This is a genomic window from Methylosinus sp. Sm6 (assembly GCF_019802345.1).
Lineage (GTDB): Bacteria > Pseudomonadota > Alphaproteobacteria > Rhizobiales > Beijerinckiaceae > Methylosinus.
Genome location: NZ_JAINDZ010000021.1, coordinates 67,277 through 88,415 on the forward strand (window position 1 = coordinate 67,277; position 21,139 = coordinate 88,415).

General features: G+C 67.3%; 23 protein-coding genes. 14 read left to right on the forward strand and 9 right to left on the reverse strand.

Going from position 1 to position 21,139, the window contains the following annotated elements; all coding sequences use genetic code 11:
* Positions 1-5 precede the first annotated feature (5 nt).
* The 5 genes from rpsE to K3F48_RS14820 all read left to right on the forward strand — a co-directional run bounded on the left by rpsE (position 6) and on the right by K3F48_RS14820 (position 3,489).
* Positions 6-578: a 30S ribosomal protein S5 gene (rpsE, locus tag K3F48_RS14800; protein WP_222576199.1), complete on the forward strand. Its 573-nt coding sequence runs from the start codon at positions 6-8 to the stop codon at positions 576-578.
* 14 nt (positions 579-592) lie between these two features.
* On the forward strand, positions 593-781 hold the full coding sequence (gene rpmD / locus K3F48_RS14805) for a 50S ribosomal protein L30 (protein ID WP_222576200.1): 189 nt from the start codon (positions 593-595) through the stop codon (positions 779-781).
* Positions 782-791: 10 nt separating this feature from the next.
* Positions 792-1,274 carry a 50S ribosomal protein L15 gene (gene rplO, locus K3F48_RS14810; protein WP_222576201.1) on the forward strand — a complete coding sequence of 161 codons (483 nt, stop codon included), beginning with the start codon at positions 792-794 and terminating at the stop codon, positions 1,272-1,274.
* Between the two features lie 281 nt (positions 1,275-1,555).
* The gene (gene secY / locus K3F48_RS14815) at positions 1,556-2,890 is read left to right on the forward strand and encodes a preprotein translocase subunit SecY (RefSeq protein ID WP_222576202.1); all 1,335 of its coding nucleotides are present in this window, start codon (positions 1,556-1,558) and stop codon (positions 2,888-2,890) included.
* Positions 2,887-3,489, forward strand: a complete 603-nt coding sequence (locus K3F48_RS14820) for an adenylate kinase (protein WP_222576203.1) — start codon at positions 2,887-2,889, stop codon at positions 3,487-3,489. The genes secY and K3F48_RS14820 overlap by 4 nt, the downstream gene beginning before the upstream one ends.
* Positions 3,490-3,798: 309 nt before the next feature.
* On the opposite strand, the gene K3F48_RS14825 is transcribed toward K3F48_RS14820, so the two are convergent.
* On the reverse strand, positions 3,799-5,025 hold the full coding sequence (locus tag K3F48_RS14825) for a metallophosphoesterase (RefSeq protein ID WP_255609104.1): 1,227 nt from the start codon (positions 5,023-5,025) through the stop codon (positions 3,799-3,801).
* 193 nt (positions 5,026-5,218) lie between these two features.
* Here K3F48_RS14825 and K3F48_RS14830 point away from each other — a divergent pair, with 193 nt between their 5' ends.
* Entirely contained in the window at positions 5,219-5,548 is a 330-nt protein-coding gene (locus K3F48_RS14830) for a hypothetical protein (protein WP_222576204.1), read from the forward strand.
* A gap of 97 nt (positions 5,549-5,645) precedes the next feature.
* Here the strand turns inward: K3F48_RS14830 and K3F48_RS14835 are convergent, their stop codons facing one another.
* The 5 genes from K3F48_RS14835 to K3F48_RS14855 all read right to left on the reverse strand — a co-directional run bounded on the left by K3F48_RS14835 (position 5,646) and on the right by K3F48_RS14855 (position 10,435).
* Positions 5,646-6,353, reverse strand: a complete 708-nt coding sequence (locus K3F48_RS14835) for a phosphatase PAP2 family protein (RefSeq protein ID WP_222576205.1) — start codon at positions 6,351-6,353, stop codon at positions 5,646-5,648.
* 196 nt (positions 6,354-6,549) lie between these two features.
* Positions 6,550-7,326, reverse strand: a complete 777-nt coding sequence (locus tag K3F48_RS14840; protein WP_222576206.1) for a PopZ family protein — start codon at positions 7,324-7,326, stop codon at positions 6,550-6,552.
* A gap of 195 nt (positions 7,327-7,521) precedes the next feature.
* On the reverse strand, positions 7,522-8,964 hold the full coding sequence (locus tag K3F48_RS14845; RefSeq protein WP_222576207.1) for a TolC family outer membrane protein: 1,443 nt from the start codon (positions 8,962-8,964) through the stop codon (positions 7,522-7,524).
* Positions 8,965-9,021: 57 nt separating this feature from the next.
* Positions 9,022-9,744, reverse strand: coding sequence for a protein-L-isoaspartate O-methyltransferase (locus K3F48_RS14850; protein ID WP_222576208.1), 723 nt, complete (start codon positions 9,742-9,744; stop codon positions 9,022-9,024).
* A gap of 229 nt (positions 9,745-9,973) precedes the next feature.
* Positions 9,974-10,435 carry an Rrf2 family transcriptional regulator gene (locus tag K3F48_RS14855; RefSeq protein WP_222576209.1) on the reverse strand — a complete coding sequence of 154 codons (462 nt, stop codon included), beginning with the start codon at positions 10,433-10,435 and terminating at the stop codon, positions 9,974-9,976.
* A gap of 239 nt (positions 10,436-10,674) precedes the next feature.
* Here K3F48_RS14855 and K3F48_RS14860 point away from each other — a divergent pair, with 239 nt between their 5' ends.
* The gene (locus K3F48_RS14860) at positions 10,675-11,178 is read left to right on the forward strand and encodes an Lrp/AsnC family transcriptional regulator (protein WP_222576210.1); all 504 of its coding nucleotides are present in this window, start codon (positions 10,675-10,677) and stop codon (positions 11,176-11,178) included.
* Between the two features lie 70 nt (positions 11,179-11,248).
* On the forward strand, positions 11,249-12,220 hold the full coding sequence (gene cysK / locus K3F48_RS14865; protein ID WP_222576211.1) for a cysteine synthase A: 972 nt from the start codon (positions 11,249-11,251) through the stop codon (positions 12,218-12,220).
* A 33-nt stretch (positions 12,221-12,253) separates the two neighbouring features.
* On the opposite strand, the gene K3F48_RS14870 is transcribed toward cysK, so the two are convergent.
* Complete coding sequence (locus K3F48_RS14870) at positions 12,254-12,598, reverse strand: hypothetical protein (RefSeq protein ID WP_222576212.1); 345 nt, start codon at positions 12,596-12,598, stop codon at positions 12,254-12,256.
* Between the two features lie 95 nt (positions 12,599-12,693).
* Positions 12,694-13,644, reverse strand: a complete 951-nt coding sequence (locus K3F48_RS14875; protein ID WP_222576213.1) for an aspartate carbamoyltransferase catalytic subunit — start codon at positions 13,642-13,644, stop codon at positions 12,694-12,696.
* A gap of 186 nt (positions 13,645-13,830) precedes the next feature.
* On the opposite strand from K3F48_RS14875, the gene K3F48_RS14880 reads away from it, so the two are divergent.
* The 5 genes from K3F48_RS14880 to nadC all read left to right on the forward strand — a co-directional run bounded on the left by K3F48_RS14880 (position 13,831) and on the right by nadC (position 19,002).
* A complete protein-coding gene (locus tag K3F48_RS14880; RefSeq protein WP_222576214.1) occupies positions 13,831-14,322 on the forward strand; it encodes an SH3 domain-containing protein in 492 nt (163 codons plus the stop codon).
* A 266-nt stretch (positions 14,323-14,588) separates the two neighbouring features.
* On the forward strand, positions 14,589-15,680 hold the full coding sequence (nadA, locus tag K3F48_RS14885) for a quinolinate synthase NadA (protein WP_222576215.1): 1,092 nt from the start codon (positions 14,589-14,591) through the stop codon (positions 15,678-15,680).
* A gap of 139 nt (positions 15,681-15,819) precedes the next feature.
* Entirely contained in the window at positions 15,820-16,461 is a 642-nt protein-coding gene (locus K3F48_RS14890) for a DUF4202 domain-containing protein (protein ID WP_222576216.1), read from the forward strand.
* Complete coding sequence (locus K3F48_RS14895; protein ID WP_222576217.1) at positions 16,461-18,020, forward strand: L-aspartate oxidase; 1,560 nt, start codon at positions 16,461-16,463, stop codon at positions 18,018-18,020. Before K3F48_RS14890 ends, K3F48_RS14895 begins: the two co-directional genes overlap by 1 nt.
* A 109-nt stretch (positions 18,021-18,129) precedes the next feature.
* Positions 18,130-19,002: a carboxylating nicotinate-nucleotide diphosphorylase gene (gene nadC, locus K3F48_RS14900; RefSeq protein ID WP_222576218.1), complete on the forward strand. Its 873-nt coding sequence runs from the start codon at positions 18,130-18,132 to the stop codon at positions 19,000-19,002.
* Positions 19,003-19,074: 72 nt separating this feature from the next.
* Here the strand turns inward: nadC and K3F48_RS14905 are convergent, their stop codons facing one another.
* Positions 19,075-19,920, reverse strand: coding sequence for a ChbG/HpnK family deacetylase (locus K3F48_RS14905; RefSeq protein ID WP_222576219.1), 846 nt, complete (start codon positions 19,918-19,920; stop codon positions 19,075-19,077).
* An 89-nt stretch (positions 19,921-20,009) separates the two neighbouring features.
* Between K3F48_RS14905 and K3F48_RS14910 the strand changes: the two genes are divergently transcribed.
* Complete coding sequence (locus K3F48_RS14910) at positions 20,010-20,969, forward strand: glycosyltransferase family 2 protein (protein WP_222576220.1); 960 nt, start codon at positions 20,010-20,012, stop codon at positions 20,967-20,969.
* Positions 20,970-21,139 lie beyond the last annotated feature (170 nt).

The window sequence follows — 21,139 nt, forward strand, 5'->3', positions numbered from 1 at the left end:
AAAAAATGGCGCGTGAACCAGAAGGCGGCCGCGGCCGCGACCGTGATCGGGATGATCGCGACAGTGAATTCGTGGACCGTCTGGTCCACATCAATCGCGTCGCCAAGGTGGTGAAGGGCGGACGGCGCTTCGGCTTCGCCGCTCTCGTCGTCGTCGGCGATCAGAAGGGGCGCGTCGGTTTCGGCCATGGCAAGGCGCGCGAGGTGCCGGAAGCGATCCGCAAGGCGACGGAAGCCGCCAAGCGCTCGCTGATCCGCGTGCCGCTGCGCGAGGGCCGCACCCTGCATCACGACGTCAACGGCCGCCATGGCGCGGGCCGCGTCGTGCTGCGCGCGGCGCCTCCCGGCACCGGCATCATCGCCGGCGGCCCGATGCGCGCCGTGTTCGAGACGCTCGGCGTGCATGACGTCGTCGCCAAGAGCCAGGGCTCGTCCAATCCCTACAACATGATCCGCGCGACCTTCGACGCGCTGGAGCGTGAGGATTCGCCGCGCTCGGTCGCCGCGCGCCGTTCTCTCAAGGTTTCGGCCCTGCAGGCGCGCCGCCAGGGCGCCGAGGCCGAGGCTGTCGACGCCTGAGGGGAGCGCCAGCTATGACCGACAAGAAGATCACCGTGGAGCAGACCGGCAGCGCCATCGGCCGGCCGGACCGCCAGCATAGAACGCTGCTCGGCCTCGGCCTGACGCGCATCGGCCGCCGCCGCGCGCTCGAGGACACGCCCGCCGTGCGCGGGATGATCGCCAAGGTGGCGCATCTCGTCAAAATCGTCGACGAGAAGTGAGGGCTCGGACATGAAGCTCAACGAACTCTCCGACAATTCCGGCGCCGGCAAGAACCGCATGCGCGTCGGCCGTGGCATCGGCTCCGGCAAGGGCAAGACCTGCGGACGCGGCGTCAAGGGCCAGAAGGCCCGCACGGGCGTCGCCGTGAAGGGTTTCGAAGGCGGCCAGATGCCTCTGCATCGCCGCCTGCCCAAGCGCGGCTTCCATAATCCGTTCCCGACGGATTACAACGAGGTCAATCTCGGGCGCATTCAGCAGGCGGTCGAGGCTGGCAAGCTCGACGCCGCCCAGCCGGTCACGGTCGAGGCGCTGATCGTCGCCGGCGTCGTCGCCAAGGCGCGCGACGGCGTGAAGATCCTCGGCAATGGCAAGCTCGAGGCGAAGCTCGCCTTCGAGGTCGCGGCGGCGTCGAAAGGCGCTGTTGCGGCGATCGAGGCCGCGGGCGGCACGGTCAAGCTCCTCGCCGACGCGGCCGAGGCTCCGTCGGCCTGAACCAAATCGGGTCGAGGCGGGCGGCCATGCCGCCCCGCCCCGCCCGGAAGGCGGCGGAGCTTCGCCAAAAAACTGGCGGCCCGCCGCTCCGTCGTGATACGGAGTCGCCGGGACGACCCGGGGACAAAACGCGCAATCGTTTTTTTCGCCGCTTTCGTCCGATAATAATGCGCCGGGTCCGGCCAAAACGCCGGGACAGAACGAAGCGCGGCGTCGTGGCGTAGCGCTGCGGTGCTTCGACGCTCAAAGAAACGCGCGGCGCGCGACAGGGAGCCCCGCACATGGCATCGGCAGCCGAACAGCTCGCGGCCAACGTCAATTTCTCCGCCTTCGGCAAGGCGGATGAGCTCAAGAAACGCATCTGGTTCACGCTCGGCGCGCTGATCGTCTATCGACTCGGCACCTATATTCCGCTGCCCGGCATCGATCCCGATGCGTTCGCCAAGAGCTTCTTCGGCCAGTCCAAGGGCGTGCTCGAGCTGTTCAACATGTTCGCCGGCGGCGCCGTCCAGCGCAGCGCGATCTTCGCGTTGAACATCATGCCCTATATCTCCGCCTCCATCATCATTCAGCTGCTGACGACGGTGATTCCGACGCTCGAGCAGGTGAAGAAGGAGGGCGAGCAGGGCCGCAAGGTCCTCAATCAATACACCCGCTATCTCACCGTCGTGCTCGCCACCTTCCAGGCCTATGGAATGGCGATCGGCCTCGAGGGGCAGCAGGGCGTCGTCACCGAGCCCGGCCTGTTCTTCCGCCTGACCACGGTCTGCACCCTCGTCGGCGGCACCATGTTCCTGATGTGGCTCGGCGAGCAGATCACCTCGCGCGGCATCGGCAATGGCTCGTCGCTGATCATCTTCGCCGGCATCGTCGCCGCCTTCCCGGCGGCGATCCTGAGCACGCTCGAGCTCGGCCGCCAGGGCGCCATCTCGACCGGAATCATCCTCGGCGTGCTGGCGATGTCCTTCTTCGTCATCGCCTTCATCGTCTATATGGAGCGGGCGCAACGGCGGCTGCTCATCACCTACCCCAAACGCCAGCACGGCAATCGGGTCTATGAGGGGCAGACGTCATTCCTACCGCTGAAGCTGAACACGTCGGGCGTCATTCCGCCGATCTTCGCCTCATCGCTGCTGCTGCTGCCGACGACGATCGCCAATTTCTATCAGACGCAGGGCACGGATAATATTTTTGCGACCATCTCGGCCTATTTCGGGCATGGCCGGCCGCTCTATATGCTGTCCTATGTGGCGCTGATCGTGTTCTTCGCCTTCTTCTATACGGCCATCGTCTTCAATCCGACGGAGACGGCGGACAATCTGAAGAAGCACGGCGGCTTCATCCCGGGCATTCGTCCGGGCGAGCGCACCGCGAAGTTCATCGACGATGTGCTGATGCGCATCACCGTGCTCGGCGCCGCCTATCTCGCTGTGATTTGTCTGCTGCCGGAAATGCTGATCTCCTACGCGAATCTTCCCTTCTATTTCGGCGGCACCTCGCTGTTGATCGTGGTGAGCGTGACCATGGACACGGTCGCGCAGATCCATGGCCATCTGCAGGCCCATCAATATGAGGGTCTGATCCGTAAGACCAAGCTGCGCGGGCGACGCAAATGAGGCTGGTGCTCCTCGGCCCCCCCGGCGCGGGCAAGGGAACGCAATCGGCCCGGCTCGTCGCCAAATATGCCATCCCGCAGCTCTCGACCGGCGACATGCTGCGCGCCGCCGTCGAGGCGCGGACACCCATCGGTCTCCAGGCCAAGGAGATCATGGACAGCGGCGCGCTGGTGCCGGATGAGGTCGTCGTCGGCATCATCGGGCAGCGCATCAGAGAGAAGGACGCCGCACGCGGCTTCATTCTCGACGGCTTTCCGCGCACGGTCGCGCAGGCGCGCGCGCTCGACGATCTGCTGCAGAGCGAGGGCCAGCGGCTCGACGCCGTGATCGAGCTCTCGGTCGACGAGAACGCGCTGCTGGCGCGGATGCAGAAGCGCGTCGCCGAAACGATCGCGAACGGCGGCTCTGTCCGCGCCGACGACAATCCACAAGCGTTCAAGACAAGGCTCGACGCCTACCGCTGTCAAACCGCTCCGGTCTCGCATTATTATGCGGACAAGGGCGAGTTGAAGCAGGTCGACGGCATGAAGCCGGTCGATGTGGTCAGCTCGGCCATCGACGCGGCGCTCTCGAGCGGCGACCGCAAGGCTGTCGGCTAGAGCATTATCCGATCCGAATGGATCGGATAATGCTCTAGCATTCTTTAGTTTGAGCGAATTCTGATCGATCGAACGAGTCCGTTCGATCGGAAAGCGCTCTAGTGGTGTGATTCCGCCGGTTTGACAGGGCGAGCCTGAAGGCTCGCGGTCCAAGCGCTGCCCCTGAACCGCGAGTTTCAGGCTCGCTTTTTTTTAGCCCCTTCAAATCGCCTGAATCACGCCACTAGCCTCCGCTTTCGCTCGTCCGGAACGGCCGAAAGCTGAGCGCCGCGGAAAGGCGCGGGCTGCTGAGGGCGAGGAGCGGTCGTTTCAATCGCAATCGAGCTTGCGGCCGCGCAAGAGGCAGCGCAGCCGCGGCTTGCCCTCGGCGTCGAAATCGGTGACACGCCAGTTCGGCTCCGTCCGCTCGAGCGCAACGAAGCCGAACACGCCGCCGACGCTGCGTCCCTTCTCCACCGTGACGCGGTCGATCTTCAGCCCGTCGAAATTCGCCGGCACGAACAAGTCCATCGCATCGCCGCTATGGCCGGCGACGATCTGAGCGGGAAAATCTTGCGTATAGCTCGCCACTTGAAATGTGTGCAGGTGCCCGGAGAGGATCGCCTGAACATTGGCGGGCAGGCCTGTGCGCGCCGCTTCGCCTAAAGTCTTGTTGTCGCCGACGCTCATGCCCGCCGTCACGCGAATGGTCGAATAGATCGGCTTGTGAAAGGCATACCAGACCGGCCCCGGCGCCGTCAGCGCCGCCGCGAGCTCCTCCGCGAAAACGGGCGCCAGCGCGGGGTCGACGGCGCGATCCTCCGCCGCTGTGACATCCATCACGACGAGCGTCGGGCCGCCGAGCTCGACGGAATAGCTCGGCTCGCGGATCGCGCAGGCGTCGCCGTCGAACGGGAGGGGCGACAGCAGCCGTCCCCAGCCGCGCCGGCCGCGGTCGCAATTCTCATGATTGCCGCGCACGAAGACAAAGGGCGCGGCGGCGAGGAGCGGGGCGGCGGGATCGAAGAAATCCGCCTTCCAGCTCTCCCAATTGTCGCCATGCGGCGAGCCCGCGCAGGAGCCGCGCAGCGGCGGACAGGCGCTCTCGCGATAATAATAATCGCCGACATGCAGCACGAGGTCGGGGGCGCGCGACGCCGCTGTCTCGGCGATTCGGTGGAAGGGCCAACCCTCCGGCGAATTGCAGTCCTGCCAATAGAGGCCTTTCAGCCGGCAGCCCGTATCGCCGATGACGTAGAGCCGATCCACGCGCGCCGGGGGCATGGGGAGCCTGCGGCCATCTATCGACGCGCTCGCGGCGCCGCGCGGCAGGTCGAGCGCGCAGACGAGGATCGGAAAGTCTTTATCTGGGCGCGCGCGCGGCGTCATGATCGCCGGCGCGCCGTCGATCTCGGCGGCGGGGCAGGCTTCCGCCTGCGTCGCGGCGCGCGCCTGCAGGCCGCCCGCGGCATATTGGACCCATGTGAAGGACTCGGCTGCTCGAGCGGGGCCAGTGGCCACGACGCTCAGCACGATGAAGAGAGAGCTTGCGCGCATTGCTCTGATCGTCCACTTTTCGGTAACCCGCCGCTCCGACAATCGGCGCGGCCTCGCGCCATTTTTCCGCCGATTTGCGTCGCTTGTCTCGACCGTAGCCGTCGCGGCGGCGAGTGATTCGGCTTCGCCGCCCGGCGCGCCATCGGTGGCGCGGGCGTGAGTGCGCGGGCTGGTCGGAAGGGAGAGACGCTTCATGAAACATATTCTCATCGTGGCGGCGGCGCTGGGCTCGGCGCTGTCGCTGTCGGCTTGCAACACGCCAAGCGAGCGCGCTGCGGGCGGCGCGCTGCTCGGCGGCGCCGGCGGAGCGGCGATCGGCGCGGCGGCCTCCGGCGGACGCGCCGGCGGCACGCTGGCGGGCGCCGCCCTCGGCGCGGCGACCGGCGCCGTGGTCGGCGCCGCCACGACACCCGAGCCGGCCTATTATCCGCCGCCTCCGCCTCCGCCGCCGCGCTGCGCGCGCTGGGGCTGGGACGATTACGGCAACCGCGTCTGCATCCGGCACTATCGGCCCTATTACTGATCCATTACTGATCCAGCCGGGGCGCGACATGTCGCGTCCCGATGCTTCGAGGAAGCGGGCGATCCTTCAGGCTCGCTCGGTCGAGCGACGCGCTTCGTCAATCCGCGCGCGCCGTTCCCAGCGCGCGACGCAGCTCCGCCCTCGCAGCGGCGGCCTCCTCACGATAGCGCGCATTGAGCGCAATGACGGCATGAATCGCATAAGCGGTGAGGCGTCCGGCGGCGACATCGCTCGGATAATGGACGCCGCAGATCAGCCGGCTGCGCGCATAATCGTCCGCACGCGCTAGAATGGCGTCGCGCCGCTCCGGGACGATGTCGATCAGCGTCAGCGCCAGCACATAGCCGAGCGTGGCGTGGCCGCTCGGATAGGAATCGTCCTTATCCGTGGTCCGGCAGACGGGATGCAGCGTCTCGTCGGAATTATAGGGACGCCGGCGGTGGAATTCCTTCTTGGTCTCCTCGATCGCCTCGTTCTCGTCGCGGGCGACCTTCGCGCCGAGAGCGTCGAGCGCCGGCAGGTTCTCCTTGGCGAATTTGTCGCCGAAGACGTTCCTGAACAGAAAGACGGTCTTGTCGTCGGCGTCGGCTTTCGCCTTGGCGACATCCGCTTCCGAGCGCGCCGATTCGATGCGATGCAGCTCGGCGAGCTCCGCATCATTGGAGGGCGAGCTCGGCGCCGGCGGCGTCGGCAGATGGCGATAAGGATCGGCTTGTTCGGCCGCAACGAAGCCGCCTTCCCGCGCCGACGCCGATTGCGCGGCGAAGGGCAGGAGAAACACGAGAGCGGCGAGAAAAATCTTCATGCGAGTGGATCCGCGCGGCCGATGCGATTTGCCGGCGCGCGGGACCGTTGCATCCCGCGCGCGAAACACCACTTTTCAAGTGGCTTGCGTCGACGAATTTGTAGCCGCTCGAGAGCGAGCCTGAGAGGCTCGCCCAAATCAGCTGAATCACGCAACTCGCCGAAAAGCTCGTTCGTGCGAGCGGGCCTCTGTCTCGTCACCGACGCCCGCGGGCGACGCGCTCGATCTCGGCGCGCACCAGCCGCTCGACGATATGGGGGAGATTATCATCCAGCCATTGCTTCAGCAGCGGACGCAGGAGATCGCGCGCATAGCGCTCGATGAGATCCGATTCGCTGATCACGATGCTGGCCGCCAGAGCCTGGAAATGCGTGGCGATCGAATTGGCCGCGTCGGACGAGACGAGGTCGTCCGCCGCTTCGTCCTCCTGCGCCTGCTGCGGCAGCGCGGCCTCGACCGTCGGCTCGGGCTGTCCGGCGTCGTGCAGCTCATTGGCGGTTTCGTCGTCCTCCGGCGTGTGCGCATCGTCTTCGGCGTCGATCGCCCACCGGCTCTGCTCGTCGCTCTGCTCGTCCGCCTCGTCCGCCTCCAGCTCCTCGGCCGGGCGGCCGCGCAGCCAGAAATCTTCAGTCTCCGCCCCGCTTTGCGCCTCCACGATCGGCGCAGGGGCGGCCTCCGCCTGCACGATCGGCGCGAGGGAGACGACGGAGGGGCGGTGAGGCTCGGGCGCGATCGCCGGAGCGGCCGGCCGACGCGCCTCGGGCGCCGAGACAGGAGGCGCGACGCGCGGCTCCGCCTGCTTCGGCGCTTCGGCCGCCGCGCGCCGCTCCCTCTCCCGACGAATGACGGGCAGAGCGTCGTCATCGGCGATGATGCGCCGAATCGACGCCAGGATCTCTTCCATCGACGGCTCGTGCGACCGGCGCTCGGCGTCGAGCGAGGTCGGATTGATCGAAGCGTTCATTGCGCTCATGGATGTCGTGCTTCTCGTGTCGTCGCGGGGGGACGAAAAGGCCCCAGGCCACGCGCTCCCGTCGCGCTGTCACCCGGCGACGCAAGGCATCATCGGACAATTCTGCACAGTGGTAAAACCACGTGATTGTGCGGAGCCGACTTAATCACATGCTTTTTTCGCTCTTGGGTAGAAATGGCGTCCGCGCGCGCGAGCTCAGCGGCCATCGCTCGCGTCGACGCCGATCCATCGGTCTTTCACCGATTCGAAATGCGCGCGCGGATCATAGGTCGCGACATCGAGCGCGAGCATGGTCGCGGACAGGCGCCCGATCGCGCCGAGCGCCGCGTAAGAGGCGACGACGCGGTCCCGTTGCGCGCCGATCAGCGCGACGCGCGCATTGAGCAGCGCATATTGCGCATTGAGCACGTCGAGCGTCGTGCGCTGGCCGACCCGCGCCTCCTCGCGCACCCCCTGCAGAGCGATTGCCGCCGCCTTCACCGCCGCCTCGCTCGAGACGATCGAGGCTTTGGCGGTGTCGAGCTGGCCATAGCTCGACACGACGCTGGCCCGCACGCTGTCGCGCTGCAGATCGGCGTTGAAGCGCGCCTGCCCCAATTGCTCCTTCGCCTGGCGAATCGAGGCGTATTCCGCGCCGCCTTGATAGATCGGCACATTGAGCTGGCCGGTGGCGGAGGCGGAGAACTGCCGCGTCGCCGGCGAGCCGAGATACGAATCATATTGCTGTGTGACCTGCGCGCCGACCGAGAGGGTCGGGGCGAGAGCGCCTTCCGCCGCTTTCACCGCATGTTCGGCGGAATCGGCCTGATGCAGCGCGGCGACGACGCCCGGATGCTCGACGAGCGCGACGGCGATCGCCTGATCCAGCGATTTCGGCAGCAGCGAATCGACGGCCCGCGCCGGCTGCAAATTCTTCGGCTCGGCGCCGATGATCTGCCGGTAGGTGGCGACGGTGGTCTTCAATTGCGCCTGCGCGCCATAGAATTCCGTGCGCGCCTGGGCGAGCGTCGCCTCCGCCTGCGCGACATCGGTGCGCGTGACCTCGCCGACCTCGTAGCGGTCGCGCGTCATCCGCAGCTGCTGCGCGAGAACCGCAATATTGTTTTTGCGCAGGTCGAGCACGGCCGTGTCGCGCAGCACATTCATATAAGCGGTCGCGCCATTCTGCAGAATCGTCTGCTCGGTGAGCCGCAGCGAGGCGCGGGCCGCGTCGATTCCCGCCATGGCCTGCCGCACGGCGGCGCCGGTGCGGTCGCCGTCGAACAAAGTCTGCGAGAGGTTGAGCGCCGCCCCGCGCGGATAGCCGGTATATTCGTCGTAGAAATGCGCGCGATCGCCGGTCAGCGCATTGCGGCCGGCGGGAATTTTGATGCTGGAGAATTGTGGTCCCGCGCTGGCGGTGATGCTGGCGCGCGGGCGCAGGCCGGCCGCCGCCTTGGGCGCGTCTTCATCGCGCGCGCGAACATTGGCGCGCTGCTGCTGGAGATCGGGATTGGCGTGATAGGCGCGAGCGAGCGCCGACTTCAATGTTTCCGCCTGCGCCGGCCCGGACAATGCCAGCGCGGCGAGCAATCCGGCGCCGATGAATCGCGGCAGGAGAAGCTGGCTCTGTTTCGAACGTTCGGCGACGAGACGCATCTAAAGACGCCCTCAACTCGACCGCCGCTCCCCGCCGTGACCATCGGCGAGCGGCGTTTAGAACACGAACGCCGGCGCTTTCGCGAAACCATCGAGCACGGGCGCGGAGGCGTCGAACAGCGCGCGCGCGCCGGCGGGCTGGCCGCCCGAGCGATCGAAGCGCGTCACCGCCCATCCCGCCTCTGTGTCGGGCTTGGCGATGGCCAGCAGGCGGCCATTGGCCGTCAGCTGCCTCTCGAGGCCGTCGAGCCCGGTCTCGACCGCGCCTTCGATGACGATGAGATCGAATGGCGCCGCCGCGGGGACGCCCGCGGGCAGAGGTCCCTGCTCGACGCGCACGCCCGAAAGGCCGAGCGCGCCGAGATAGCTGCGCGCGGTCGCGGCGAGGCGCGCGTCGCTCTCCAGAGCGACGACATCGCGGGCGAGCGGCGCGATCAGCGCCGCCGAATAGAATGTGCCGCCGCCGATGATGAGAACGCGGTCGCTCTCGCGAATCTCCGCCTCCTGCAGCAGGCGGGCAAGGACGAGCGGCGGCAGCAGATGGCGCAGCGGCCGGCCCTGCTCGGATTTGAGCGTCAGCGGCAGGTCCGAATAGGCGAGGGGGGCGAGATCATGCGGCAGGAAGAGCTCGCGCGGAACGGTGAGGAAGCGCCGCAACAGCGGCAGATCGGTCACGTCGAAAGTGCGCAGCTGCCGTTCGACCATCGTCTGCCGCAGAGCGGCGGTCTCCGCGCCGACGTGCGAATGCGTTTCTGCGGGGATCTCTGCAGCTTCGGCCATCGACCATCCGGCGTCGCGCCGGCCTCTCGCGGTTTCGCGCTTTGCGGCCGCCGGTCCGCCGCGCGAAAGCCCGCCTTTGACACGACTTGGAGAGAGGACGTCCGCTGACGGGCCGGCTCCCGGATCGCGGACGCTCATCGACTTTGCCGCGCTCGCTCATGAGCTCGGCCTGCGCGCTTTATAGGTTCGCGCCGCGCGCATGTCCATGCCGTCGCGGCGGCTTCCCGCGTCAATTCTCTCCGAGCGCCGGCGCGGCCTCGCGTGGCTCCGCGCCGTCTCCGAGCGCGCGCATCTGCGCGAGGGTGCGATTGTCCAGCACATTGGCGATGGCGTCGCGCGCCTCCACCATCACCAGACGCACCGTGCAGCGCTCCTCGTCCTCGCAATCGTCGCAGCGGCGGTAGACCGTGCGGCTGGCGCATTGGATCGGCGCGAGCGGGCCGTCGAGCACACGGATCACGGCGCCGACGCGGATCTCCTCCGCCGGTCGGGCCAGAGTGTATCCGCCGCCCTTGCCCTTCTTGGAATGAACGAAGCCGGCGTTGCGCAGCTCGCCGAGAATGGCGTCGAGAAATTTCTTCGGGATCTGGTTGGCCGTGGCGATGTCGGCGACGAGGGCGGTGCGGCCGGGCTCGAAGCCGGCGAGATAGACCATGGCCTTCAACCCGTATTTCGCTTTCTTCGTCAGCATGACGCGACGCCTTCCTGGAGTTTTTCTCGGCTTTTTGGGGAGGGGTTCGAGAGGAGATCGGCGCGCGCGCGACCTGCCGCGGCGCCGGGGCCGGCGTCGCCCGCCGTCCGGCCGCTCCGTCGTGGCGCAGGACGATCTTGACATGCTTTACTAATTTTGTGGACTATAGGACTATTCCTCTTCGAGCGGTTCCGGGCCTCGCTGGGCCGGGCCGCGACCAGAACGGGCGGCATGGGCCAATGGACGCGATCGATCGCCATATCTTATCTATTCTACAGGAAGACGCGTCACTTTCGATCGCCGAAATCGCCGCGCGTGTCGGACTGTCGCAGACGCCGTGCTGGAAGCGCATCCAGCGCCTCGAGGCCAGCGGGGTGCTGCAGGGCCGGGTGGCGCTGCTGTCGCCGGAAAAGCTGGGGCTCGGCCTCAGCGTCTATGTGTCCGTCGTTGCCGGCGAGCATTCCGACGTCTGGCTCGAGCGTTTCACCCGGGCCGTCGCGGCCATGCCGCAAGTCGTCGAGTTCTATCGCATGGCGGGGGACGTCGACTATGTGCTACGGGTGGTCGTGCCGGACATGGCGGCCTTCGATGAATTCTACAAACGTCTGATCGCGATCGCGCCGCTTCGCAACGTCGTCTCCCGCTTCGCCATGGAGCGCATCAAGGCGACGACGGCGCTGCCGCTCGAAGCGGCCACGGTCGCGCCGAGGATGCGCCGCGTCGCCGAGGCGGCGGCCGAGTAGCGCGAAGCTTGCAAGGCGAGGTCGCCTTCCAGAGATCGAAGGACGGGGAACAGCCCAAGGAGCACATTTCATGTCGGAGTCAGCGGTCGCTCATAAGCCCGGACGCGGGCGAATCTATCAATCGATCACCGAGACGATCGGCGACACGCCGCTCGTACGCTTCGACCGGCTCGCCGCGGAGAAGGGCGTCAAGGCCAATCTCATCGGCAAGCTGGAATTCTTCAACCCGCTCGCCAGCGTGAAGGACCGCATCGGCGTCAATCTCATCGATTCGCTGGAGAAGAGCGGCAAGATCGCTCCTGGCAAGACCCTGCTCATCGAGCCGACCTCGGGCAACACCGGCATCGCGCTCGCCTTCGTGGCCGCGGCGCGCGGCTATCGGCTCATTCTGGTCATGCCCGAATCGATGTCGCTGGAGCGCCGGCGCGTGCTCGCCCTGCTCGGCGCCGAGCTGGTGCTGACCCCGGCCGCCCAGGGCATGAAGGGCGCCGTCGCCAAGGCCGGCGAACTCGCCGCCGAGAACCCGGGCGCCGTGATCCCGCAGCAGTTCGAAAATCCCGCCAATCCGGAAATTCACCGGCTGACCACCGCCGAGGAGATCTGGAACGACACCAATGGCGAGATCGATTATTTCATCTCCGGCGTCGGCACCGGCGGCACCATCACCGGCGTCGGCCAGGTGCTGAAGCCGCGCCGCCCGAGCCTCAAGGTCGTCGCCGTGGAGCCCGAGGATTCGGCGATCCTCTCCGGCCGTCCGCCGGGACCGCACAAGATTCAAGGCATCGGCGCCGGCTTCGTGCCGCCGATTCTCGATCGCAGCGTCATCGACGAGGTCGTCACCATCGGCAATCAGACGGCTTTCGAGACCGCTCGCCAGCTCGCCCGCGTCGAGGGCATTCCGGTTGGCATCTCCTCGGGCGCCGCGGTCGCCGCCGCGCTCGAGATCGCCGCGCGGCCGGAGGCTGAGGGCAAGAACATCGTGCTGATCATCCCGGACTTCGCCGAGCGCTATCTGTCGACGGCGCTGTTCGAAGGAATTTGAGCGCGGAGCGGTCCCGGCGCCGAGCCGGGACCGTCACGATTTTTTCGGGTGCGGCGCGGCTTTGCCGCGCCGTTCCATCTGATGGCGTCCGAGCCGGCCGGCGAGATAGCCGACCAGGGACAGGACGAAATAGATCGCCAGCATGAAGAACAGCCGCTCGCTGGCGCTGGCCGCCTTGTCCGAAATCGTGATCGTGTCGGGGAAGAAGAAGGCGACGCCGCCGCCGAAACCGAGCGTCAGGACCAGAACGCTCCACCAGGGCGCGCGCAGGAAGCCGGCGGCGACCGCCGCCATCAGGCCGACGACGCCGACTCCATTGACGAATTGCTGGAGGACGCCTTCGAGGAACAGCGTGATCAGCCGTAGGATCTTCAGCATGAGGAGCCCCCTGCAATCGGCCGGCGCGCTTTCTGCTCGAGCGGAATTGTTCGAGCGATCAGAATTCCCAATCAGATAGCGCTAAGGCCGTCATTCTACACATTCGGCAGATGCTGCGCGAGCGCCTCCAGAACCGCCATGCGCACGGCGACGCCCATTTCCACTTGATCGCGGATGAGCGAGCGCGCGCCGTCGGCCACGCTCGAGTCGATCTCGACGCCGCGATTCATCGGCCCCGGATGCATCACCAGTGCGTCCGGCGCGGCAAAGCGCAGCTTCTCCTCGTCGAGGCCGAAGAAGTGGAAATATTCGCGCGTGCTCGGCACGAAGGCGCCGTTCATGCGCTCGCGCTGCAGCCGCAGCATCATCACGATGTCGACGCCGTCGAGTCCGCGGCGCATGTCGTGGAACACATCGACGCCGAGCCGCGCCAGCGAATCGGGCGCGAGGGTCGAGGGCCCGACGACGCGCACGCGCGCGCCGAGCGCGCCGAGCAGCAGAATATTGGAGCGCGCGACGCGCGAATGCAGCACGTCGCCGCAAATGGCCACGGTGAGGCCGTCGATGCGGCCCTTGTGGCGGCGGATGGTCAGGGCGTCGAGCAGCGCCTGGGTCGGATGCTCATGGGCGCCGTCGCCGGCGTTGACCACGGCGCAATCGACCTTGCGCGCGAGCAGATGAACGGCGCCCGCCTGCGCATGGCGGATCACGAGAATGTCGGGGCGCATGGCGTTGAGCGTCATCGCCGTGTCGACGAGCGTCTCGCCCTTCTTCTCGGAGGAATTGGCGACCGACATGTTCATCACATCGGCCCCGAGGCGCTTGCCGGCGATCTCGAACGAGGCCTGGGTGCGGGTCGAGGCCTCGTAGAACAGATTGACCTGCGTGCGCCCGCGCAGCGTCGCGCGCTTCTTCTCGACCTGGCGCGAGACCTCGATCGCATCCTCGGCCATATCGAGCAGGGTCACGATGTCGGGACGCCGCAGTCCCTCGATCCCGAGCAGATGGCGATGCGGAAAGGCGAGGGGCGTCGATCGTTGCGGCATGAGGGGCGTCTATAGCAGCTTCTGTCGCGCGAGCCAGCCTGCGACGCGCCGGGACTGCTCGAGAAATCCTGTTTCGAATTGGCCCGAAAGCGATGGCGGAACCAAGGGCCCGGAAAAGAGTTCTCGGTCTTGCTCCCTTCGAGATTCCCTATCTCGACAATTTTGGTGAAAAGACAGGAGATCGCCATGCAAATTCGGCTCGCCTCGCCGCTCCTCGCGGCGTTCTTCGTCCTCGTCGCCGCCATGGCTTCGGCGGCTCCGCGCATCGCCACGGATTTCTCGAACATGCGCTCCGGCCCCGGCGCGAAATGGCCGGTCGTGGCGCAGATCCCCGCCGGGGCAAAAGTCCAGCTCGACAATTGCGGGCCGGGCTGGAAGCGCGATTGGTGCCAAGTCCACTTCAAAGGCAAGAGGGGCTTCGTCCCCGCCAACACGCTCGCTCCGACCAGCAGCAGCGTCGTCGTCGCCCCGCTGGTGACGCGCGACATCACCGCGTTGCGGTCCGGCCCGGGCAATAAATGGAAGGCGATCGCGCAAATCCCTCCCGGACAGAAGATCGCCGCCTCCGGCTGCCAGCAGGGCTGGATGAGCCGCTGGTGCAAGGTGACCTATGAGGGCAAGTCAGGCTATGTGGATCGCAATTATCTGAAGCGCAAGGGCGCGGTGTTCGCGCGCTGACGGTCCAACGAAGGAGAGCGGGCCCTTCAGGCTCGCTCTCACGAATCGTGTCGCGGAACCGAAAGTAGGGAGCGGGTTTCTCGCCGTGGCGGGTTTGACATATGCTCACTGCGAGCATATGTCTCTTCGTGACGGTTCGGCGAGGGTTGCCGAATTGTCACACAGTCTCTAAGCTGAGGCATCCTCCTCCTTCGAGCGGCGCCCGTGGGAGTTTTGATTGGCCGACTTATGCTCTTAATGAGTATAAGTCAGTTCGGAGCAAGGTCATGACCCTGCCGTTCCAGACTGGCGAGAAAACCGCGGCGTCCGCTCTGTCGTCCTTGGCGATTCCGGGCGCGGCGCGGCGCTTCCCCGCCCTGCCGGCTCCCAGCCTCGCCTGGAACAAGGACGTGGAAGCGGCGACCGCCTGCCTGTATGCGCGGGTGGCCAAGGTCATTCCGGCGATCGAATGGCCTTTCCATGCGCCCTATGTGAAGGCGATCAACGAGCTGAAGCGCGAGCGCAACGCCGTCATCCTCGCCCATAATTATCAGACGCCGGAGATCTTCCACTGCGTCGCCGATTTCGTCGGCGACAGCCTGCAGCTCGCCAAGCTGGCCGCGGCCTCGGAGGCCGAGGTCATCGTGCAGGGCGGCGTGCATTTCATGGCCGAGACCTCCAAAATTCTGAGCCCCGAGAAGGTGGTGCTGACGCCGGATTCGGAGGCCGGCTGCTCGCTCGCCGCCTCCATCACCGCGGCCGATGTGCGCGCGCTGCGCGCCGAATATCCGGGCGTGCCGATCGTCGCCTATGTGAACACCTCGGCCGAGGTGAAGGCCGAGGTCGACATCTGCTGCACGTCATCGAACGCGCTGAAGATCGTCGAGAGCCTGGGCTCGGACCGCGTCATCATGCTGCCGGATCGCTATCTCGCCGAGAATGTCGCGGCGCAGACCAAGGTGAAGATTCTCGCCTGGCACGGCGCCTGCGAGGTGCATGAGCGCTTCACGCCGCAGGAGCTCGAGGCCTATCGGGCCGACAATCCGGGGCTGACCATCATCGCCCATCCAGAATGCCCGCGCGAGGTGGTCGAGATATCCGACTTCGCCGGCTCCACCGCGGCGATGATCGACTATGTTCGGCGCAACAAGCCGGCGCGCGTGCTGCTCGTCACCGAATGCTCGATGGCGGATAATGTCGCGGCCGAGACGAGCGGCACGGAATTCGTGCGCCCGTGCAATTTCTGCCCGCATATGAAGCGGATCACCCTGCCGAAGATTCTCGACTCGCTGCTTTATATGCGCGAGGAGGTGATGGTCGATCCGCTTATCGCCGAGCGGGCGCGCGCGAGCGTGCAGCGCATGATCGACGTCGGATGATGTGAGGCCGGGGTAGCCCAGGCATCCCCGAGTCTCGGGGCGTCGCCCCGCCCCGTCCTGCTTCGCAGGCCGACCCTCCCCCTCAAAGGGGAGGGTGGCGCGCAATGTCCTGGCTCGGGTCGTTATCAGAGGAGCGCATATGATCGCTGCCGGACGTTTCGAGGCTGTCGTCGCGTCGATCGACGCCGCCAACGCCGATGATCCGCGCAAGGTCGAGATCGGCGGCGTGGAAAAGCCATTCGAGATCGCCTACGCCGAGCGCATGAGCGCGCGTCTCGACGCGATCTATCCGGAAGCGTCGGAACTGCTGAAGATCGCGGCGCGCGCGCAGCATCTGCGCCGCTGGGACATTCCGCGCGAAAATTTTCCGCTCGGCCGCCATGGCTACAACGAATGGCGCAAGGACTGCCGCGTCCATCATGCGCGCCTCGTCGGCGAGCTGATGCGCGCGCAAGGCTATGAGGAGGAGGCCGTCGCTCACGTCGGGTCGCTGATCCGCAAGGAGAAGCTGAAGAAGGACCGCGAATCCCAAGCGCTGGAGAATGTCGCGGCGATCGTCTTCCTCGAGCATTATTTCGACGACTTCCACGAGAAATACAAAGACTATGACGACGACAAGATCGTCGATATCCTGGCCAAGACTCTCTGCAAGATGTCGCCCAAGGGCCATGCGGCGGCGCTGGCCCTGCCGCTGCCCGAGCGCACGCGCGGCCTCGTCGCCGCGGCGATCGCGCGCGAGAGCGAGGCGCTCGCCAAGCTCGCCACTGTCGCGGTCGACTGATGGCCGGCGCGCCCCCTCCATTGGTGACGCAGGCTCCCCCCATCCTCATTGTCGGCGGCGGCCTCGCCGGCCTGTTCTGCGCGCTGAAGCTCGCCCCGCGCCGCGTCGCCGTGCTGACCCCCGGCTCGATCGACGAAGGCGCCGCCTCGTTCTGGGCGCAGGGCGGCGTGGCGGCGGCCGTGCTCGACACGGATTCGCCCGAGCGTCACGCCGAGGACACGCTGAAGGCCGGCGCCGGCATTGTCGATGCGCGCATCGCGCTCGGCGTGGCGCGCGAGGCCCGCGCGCGCATCGACGATCTCCTCGCCTATGGCGTGCCTTTCGATCGCGTCGACGGCGAGCTCACGCCCTCGCGCGAGGCGGCCCACAGCGAGCGCCGCATCGTGCGCGTGAAGGGCGACACGGCGGGCCGCGCCATAATGGAGACGCTCGTCGCCCGCGTGCGCGAGGCGCCTTCGATCGAGCTGATGGAAGGCTATTGCGCGCAGGAGCTGCTCACGCGGGAGGGCCGCGCCATCGGCCTGCGCGCGCGCGGGCGCGACGGCCTGCTGCGTGACTTTCTCTCTTCCGAGATCGTGCTGGCGACGGGCGGAATCGGTCATCTCTATCGCGTCACCACCAATCCCGTGGAGGCCCGCGGCGTCGGACTGGCGATGGCGGCGCGCGCCGGCGCGCTGATCGCCGATGCGGAATTCGTGCAATTCCATCCGACCGCCATCGACATCGGCGTCGATCCGGCGCCGCTGGCGACGGAATCGCTGCGCGGCGAGGGAGCGATCATCGTCGATCGTTCCGGCCATCGCTTCATGGCCGACATCGACCCGGCCGCCGAGCTCGCGCCGCGCGATATCGTCGCGCGCGGCGTCTTCGCCTCCATCGCGGCGGGGCGCGGCGCCTTTCTCGATGCGCGCGCCACTGTCGGCGCGGAATTCCCCGCGCGCTTTCCGACCGTCCATGCGAGCTGCCGGGCCGGCGGCGTCGATCCTGTCACAGCGCCCATTCCGATCGCGCCGGCCGCGCATTACCACATGGGCGGCGTCGCCGCCGACGCTTGCGGGCGGACCTCCCTCGCGGGTCTCTGGGCGGCCGGGGAGGTCGCTGCGACCGGCCTGCACGGCGCCAATCGCCTCGCCTCCAATTCGCTGCTCGAGGCGGTGGTGTTCGCGGCGCGCATCGCCGAGCATATTCCCGCGACGCGCGAGGAGGCGCAGAGCCCGCCCGCGCCGCCCGCCGGTGGCGAAACCGCCGCCGCCGCCCCGCTCGATCTCGTCGAAGAGCTGCGCGACACGATGGCCCGCGATGTGGGGGTCATCCGCGACCGCGCCGGGCTGACGCGCGCGCTCGCCGCGATCCTGCGCCTCGAGGCCGCGACGGCGAGCGCCGAATTCCGCAATATGACGACGGCCGCGCTGCTGGCGACCAGCGCGGCGCTGGCGCGGCGAGAGAGTCGCGGCGCGCATTTCCGCGCCGATTTCCCGCAGGCCGACGCCGCTCTGGCGCAGCGCTCCTATATGACGCTGGCGCAGGCGCGCGAATTCGTGGAGGAGGCGCTGAAATGAGGCGGGCTTTCGTCGATCTTCGGGAAAGCGAGCCTGAAGGCTCGCGGTCCGGCGCGCGCCCTGGACCGCGAGCCTTCAGGCTCGCTCTTTGCCGCGCGCGAGGCGGCGCATGACGTCTCCCTGGACCCCTCCCGCTCACCTCGTCGAGGACGCGGTTCGCGCCGCTCTCGCCGAAGACTTCGGCCGCGCGGGCGACATCACCACACAGGCGACGATTCCCGAGGCCGCCCGCGCCCGCGCCGTCATCGCCGCGCGCGAGGCGGGCGTCGTCGCGGGCCTCGGCGTGGCCGCGGTCGCCTTTCGCCTCGTCGATGCTGCGGTGATCTTCACGCCCGCGACGCTGGACGGCGCGCGCATCGGCGATGGCGATGTGCTGGCGCAGATCGAAGGCCCGGCGCGCGCCATTCTCTCGGCCGAGCGCGTGGCGCTCAATTTTCTCGGGCGGCTCAGCGGCATCGCCTCGCTCACGGCGCGCCACGCCGAGCGCATCGCCCATACCAAGGCGAAGGTCTGCGACACGCGCAAGACCACGCCGCTGCTGCGCGCTTTTGAAAAATATGCGGTGCGCTGCGGCGGCGGCGCCAATCATCGCTTCGGCCTCGACGACGCCGTGCTGATCAAGGACAATCACATCGCCGTCGCCGGCGGCGTCATTCCCGCCCTGCGCGCGGCGAAGGCCTTTGCGGGCCATATGGTGAAGATCGAGATCGAGGTCGACACGCTCGATCAGCTGAAGGAGGTCCTCGCCGAGGGCGCCGATATCGTGCTGCTCGACAATATGCCGCCGCCTCTGCTGCGCGAGGCGGTGGCGCTGATCGGCGGCCGCATGGTCGCCGAAGCCTCGGGCGGCGTGACGCTGGAGACGATCGCCGCCATCGCCGAGGCCGGCGTCGATCTGATCTCCGTCGGCGCGCTCACCCATTCGGCGCGGACGCTCGATGTGGGGTTGGACATAGAGATCGGACTCGGGAAGCGAGCCTGAAGGCTCGCGTCCGAGCGCGTCCCCTGGACCGCGAGCCTTAAAGGCTCGCTCTACCCGCTCGATGCGCTGTCGTCAGGGCCGCCCGAGCCGTCCGAGCCTGGCGCCGCGCAGCGCCATCGCTTGCTCGAAGCCGGGCGAGAGCAGAAAGGCCAGCTCCTGCTCGCGCGTCACGGTCACCGGGTCGAGCGCGATGAGATCGCGGTCGACGTGGCCGGGGTGGCACATCACCAGATGGCGCTCGCCCGGCGCGCGCAGATAATTCTCGAAGCGCGCGGCGTAATTGCCCTCGGGATCGAAATCCGAGAAGCCGGCGAAGCCGTCGTTGAGCGGAAAGCCGCGCTCCTTCGCCTCGCGCTTGAAGCCGCGGCCGATGGCGCGCACCGCGAGCGCCTTGCGCATGTCGGAGCCGCGCAGAAAAATGCGGACGAGGCTGTCGCCGGCGTCGCGGAGCCAGACCCGGCCGGCGAGGTCGCGGCGCTCCAGCGCGTCGAACAGCGCCGTGCGCACCCCGGGCAGCACATGCACATGCTGATGTCCGTCGAGATGGTCGGGCGCGCGGCCCATCACGGCGATGAAGCGGTCGAGCTGGCGCTCGATCTCGGCGGTGATCTCCTCCATCGGCAGCCTGCCGCGCATCGCGGCGCGAATCACATCGCCGACCGGCGGCAGCGCGCCGTTCGGCGCGAATTTCGGCATGGCGGACAAGGGCGCGCCGAGCGTTAGATTGAAATGCAGGCCGATATCGGCGTCGAGGCGGCGGCGCGCCAGCTCGCGGCCCATGGCGGGCCAGAAGGCGCTGTTGGACATGGCCGAGACGGCGGAGAGCCGTCCCGCCTCCAGCGCCTCGAGAATGCCGAGGCTGACGCCCATCGACAGTCCGTAATCATCCGCGCAGAGCGCGATGGATCTCGCCGCCATGACTCGTCCAGCTCCCCGCGCTGCTCCCCTGTTGCGCAATTTCGCGCGCCCGCCTAGGTCTTCCCCTGTTCGAAGCGATAAGGCGAGCAATGGTCGATATAGCCGAAAATCCGCCGCCGGAAATATCCGTCGCCATCCCGGTCTACAATGAGGCCCAGAATCTGGGCCCGCTCGTGGCGCGGCTCATGCCGGCGCTGGAGCAGGCCGCCCGCTCCTTCGAGATCGTGTTCGTCGACGACGGCTCGAGCGACGCCACTCTCGATGCCCTGCGCGCGCTCAACGCCGCCGATGCGCGCGTCAAGGCGGTGTCCTTCAGCCGCAACTTCGGCAAGGAGATCGCCATCGCCGCGGCGCTCGACCATGTCCGCGGCGCGGCCGTGGTGCTGATGGACGCCGATCTGCAGCATCCGCCGGAGATCATTCCGGCGTTCGTCGCCAAATGGCGTGAAGGTTATAAAAATGTCTACGGCGTCCGCCGCGACCGCGCCGGCGATCCCGCCCTGCGCAGCCTCTTCACCCATGTGTTCTACGGCCTGTTCGATCGTTTCGGCGAAACGTCGCTGCCGCGCGGCGCCGGCGATTTCCGCCTGCTCGACCGCCAGGCTGTCGACGCGCTCTCGCGCATGCGCGAGCGGGCGCGCTTCTCCAAGGGCCTCTTCGCCTGGGTCGGCTTCAAATCGATCGGCGTGCCCTTCGATGTGGAGGAGCGGGCCGCCGGCCGCTCCAAATTCAGCTATGGCAAGCTGCTCCGCTTCGCTTTGGACGGGCTCATGTCCTTCTCCTCGGCGCCGCTGAAGATTTGGGCCTATGTCGGCATGGGCGTCTCTGCTTTCGCTCTCGCCATGGCCGGCTATTATTTCTGGCGCACGATCATCTATGGCGTCGATGTGCCGGGCTACGCCTCGCTCATCGTGTCGATCGCCTTCTTCGGCGGCATGCAATTATTCTCGCTCGGCGTGCTCGGCGAATATATCGCGTTGATCTTCGCCGAGGTGAAAGGCCGTCCGCTCTATCTCGTCGCCGAGCGGCTCGGGGTGGAGGAGCGGTGAGCGGCGCGCGCCCAGCCTGCCGAGATTCGGAAGGGTCGCCCCACCCCGGCTCGCTTCGCGGTCCGACCCTCCCCCTGGAGGCTAAGGGAGTCGCACATTTCCAGGAGGCCGTCATGGCCGGGCTCGTCCCGGCCATCCACGCCGCAACGCCGCGGTTTCTCGCAAATTCA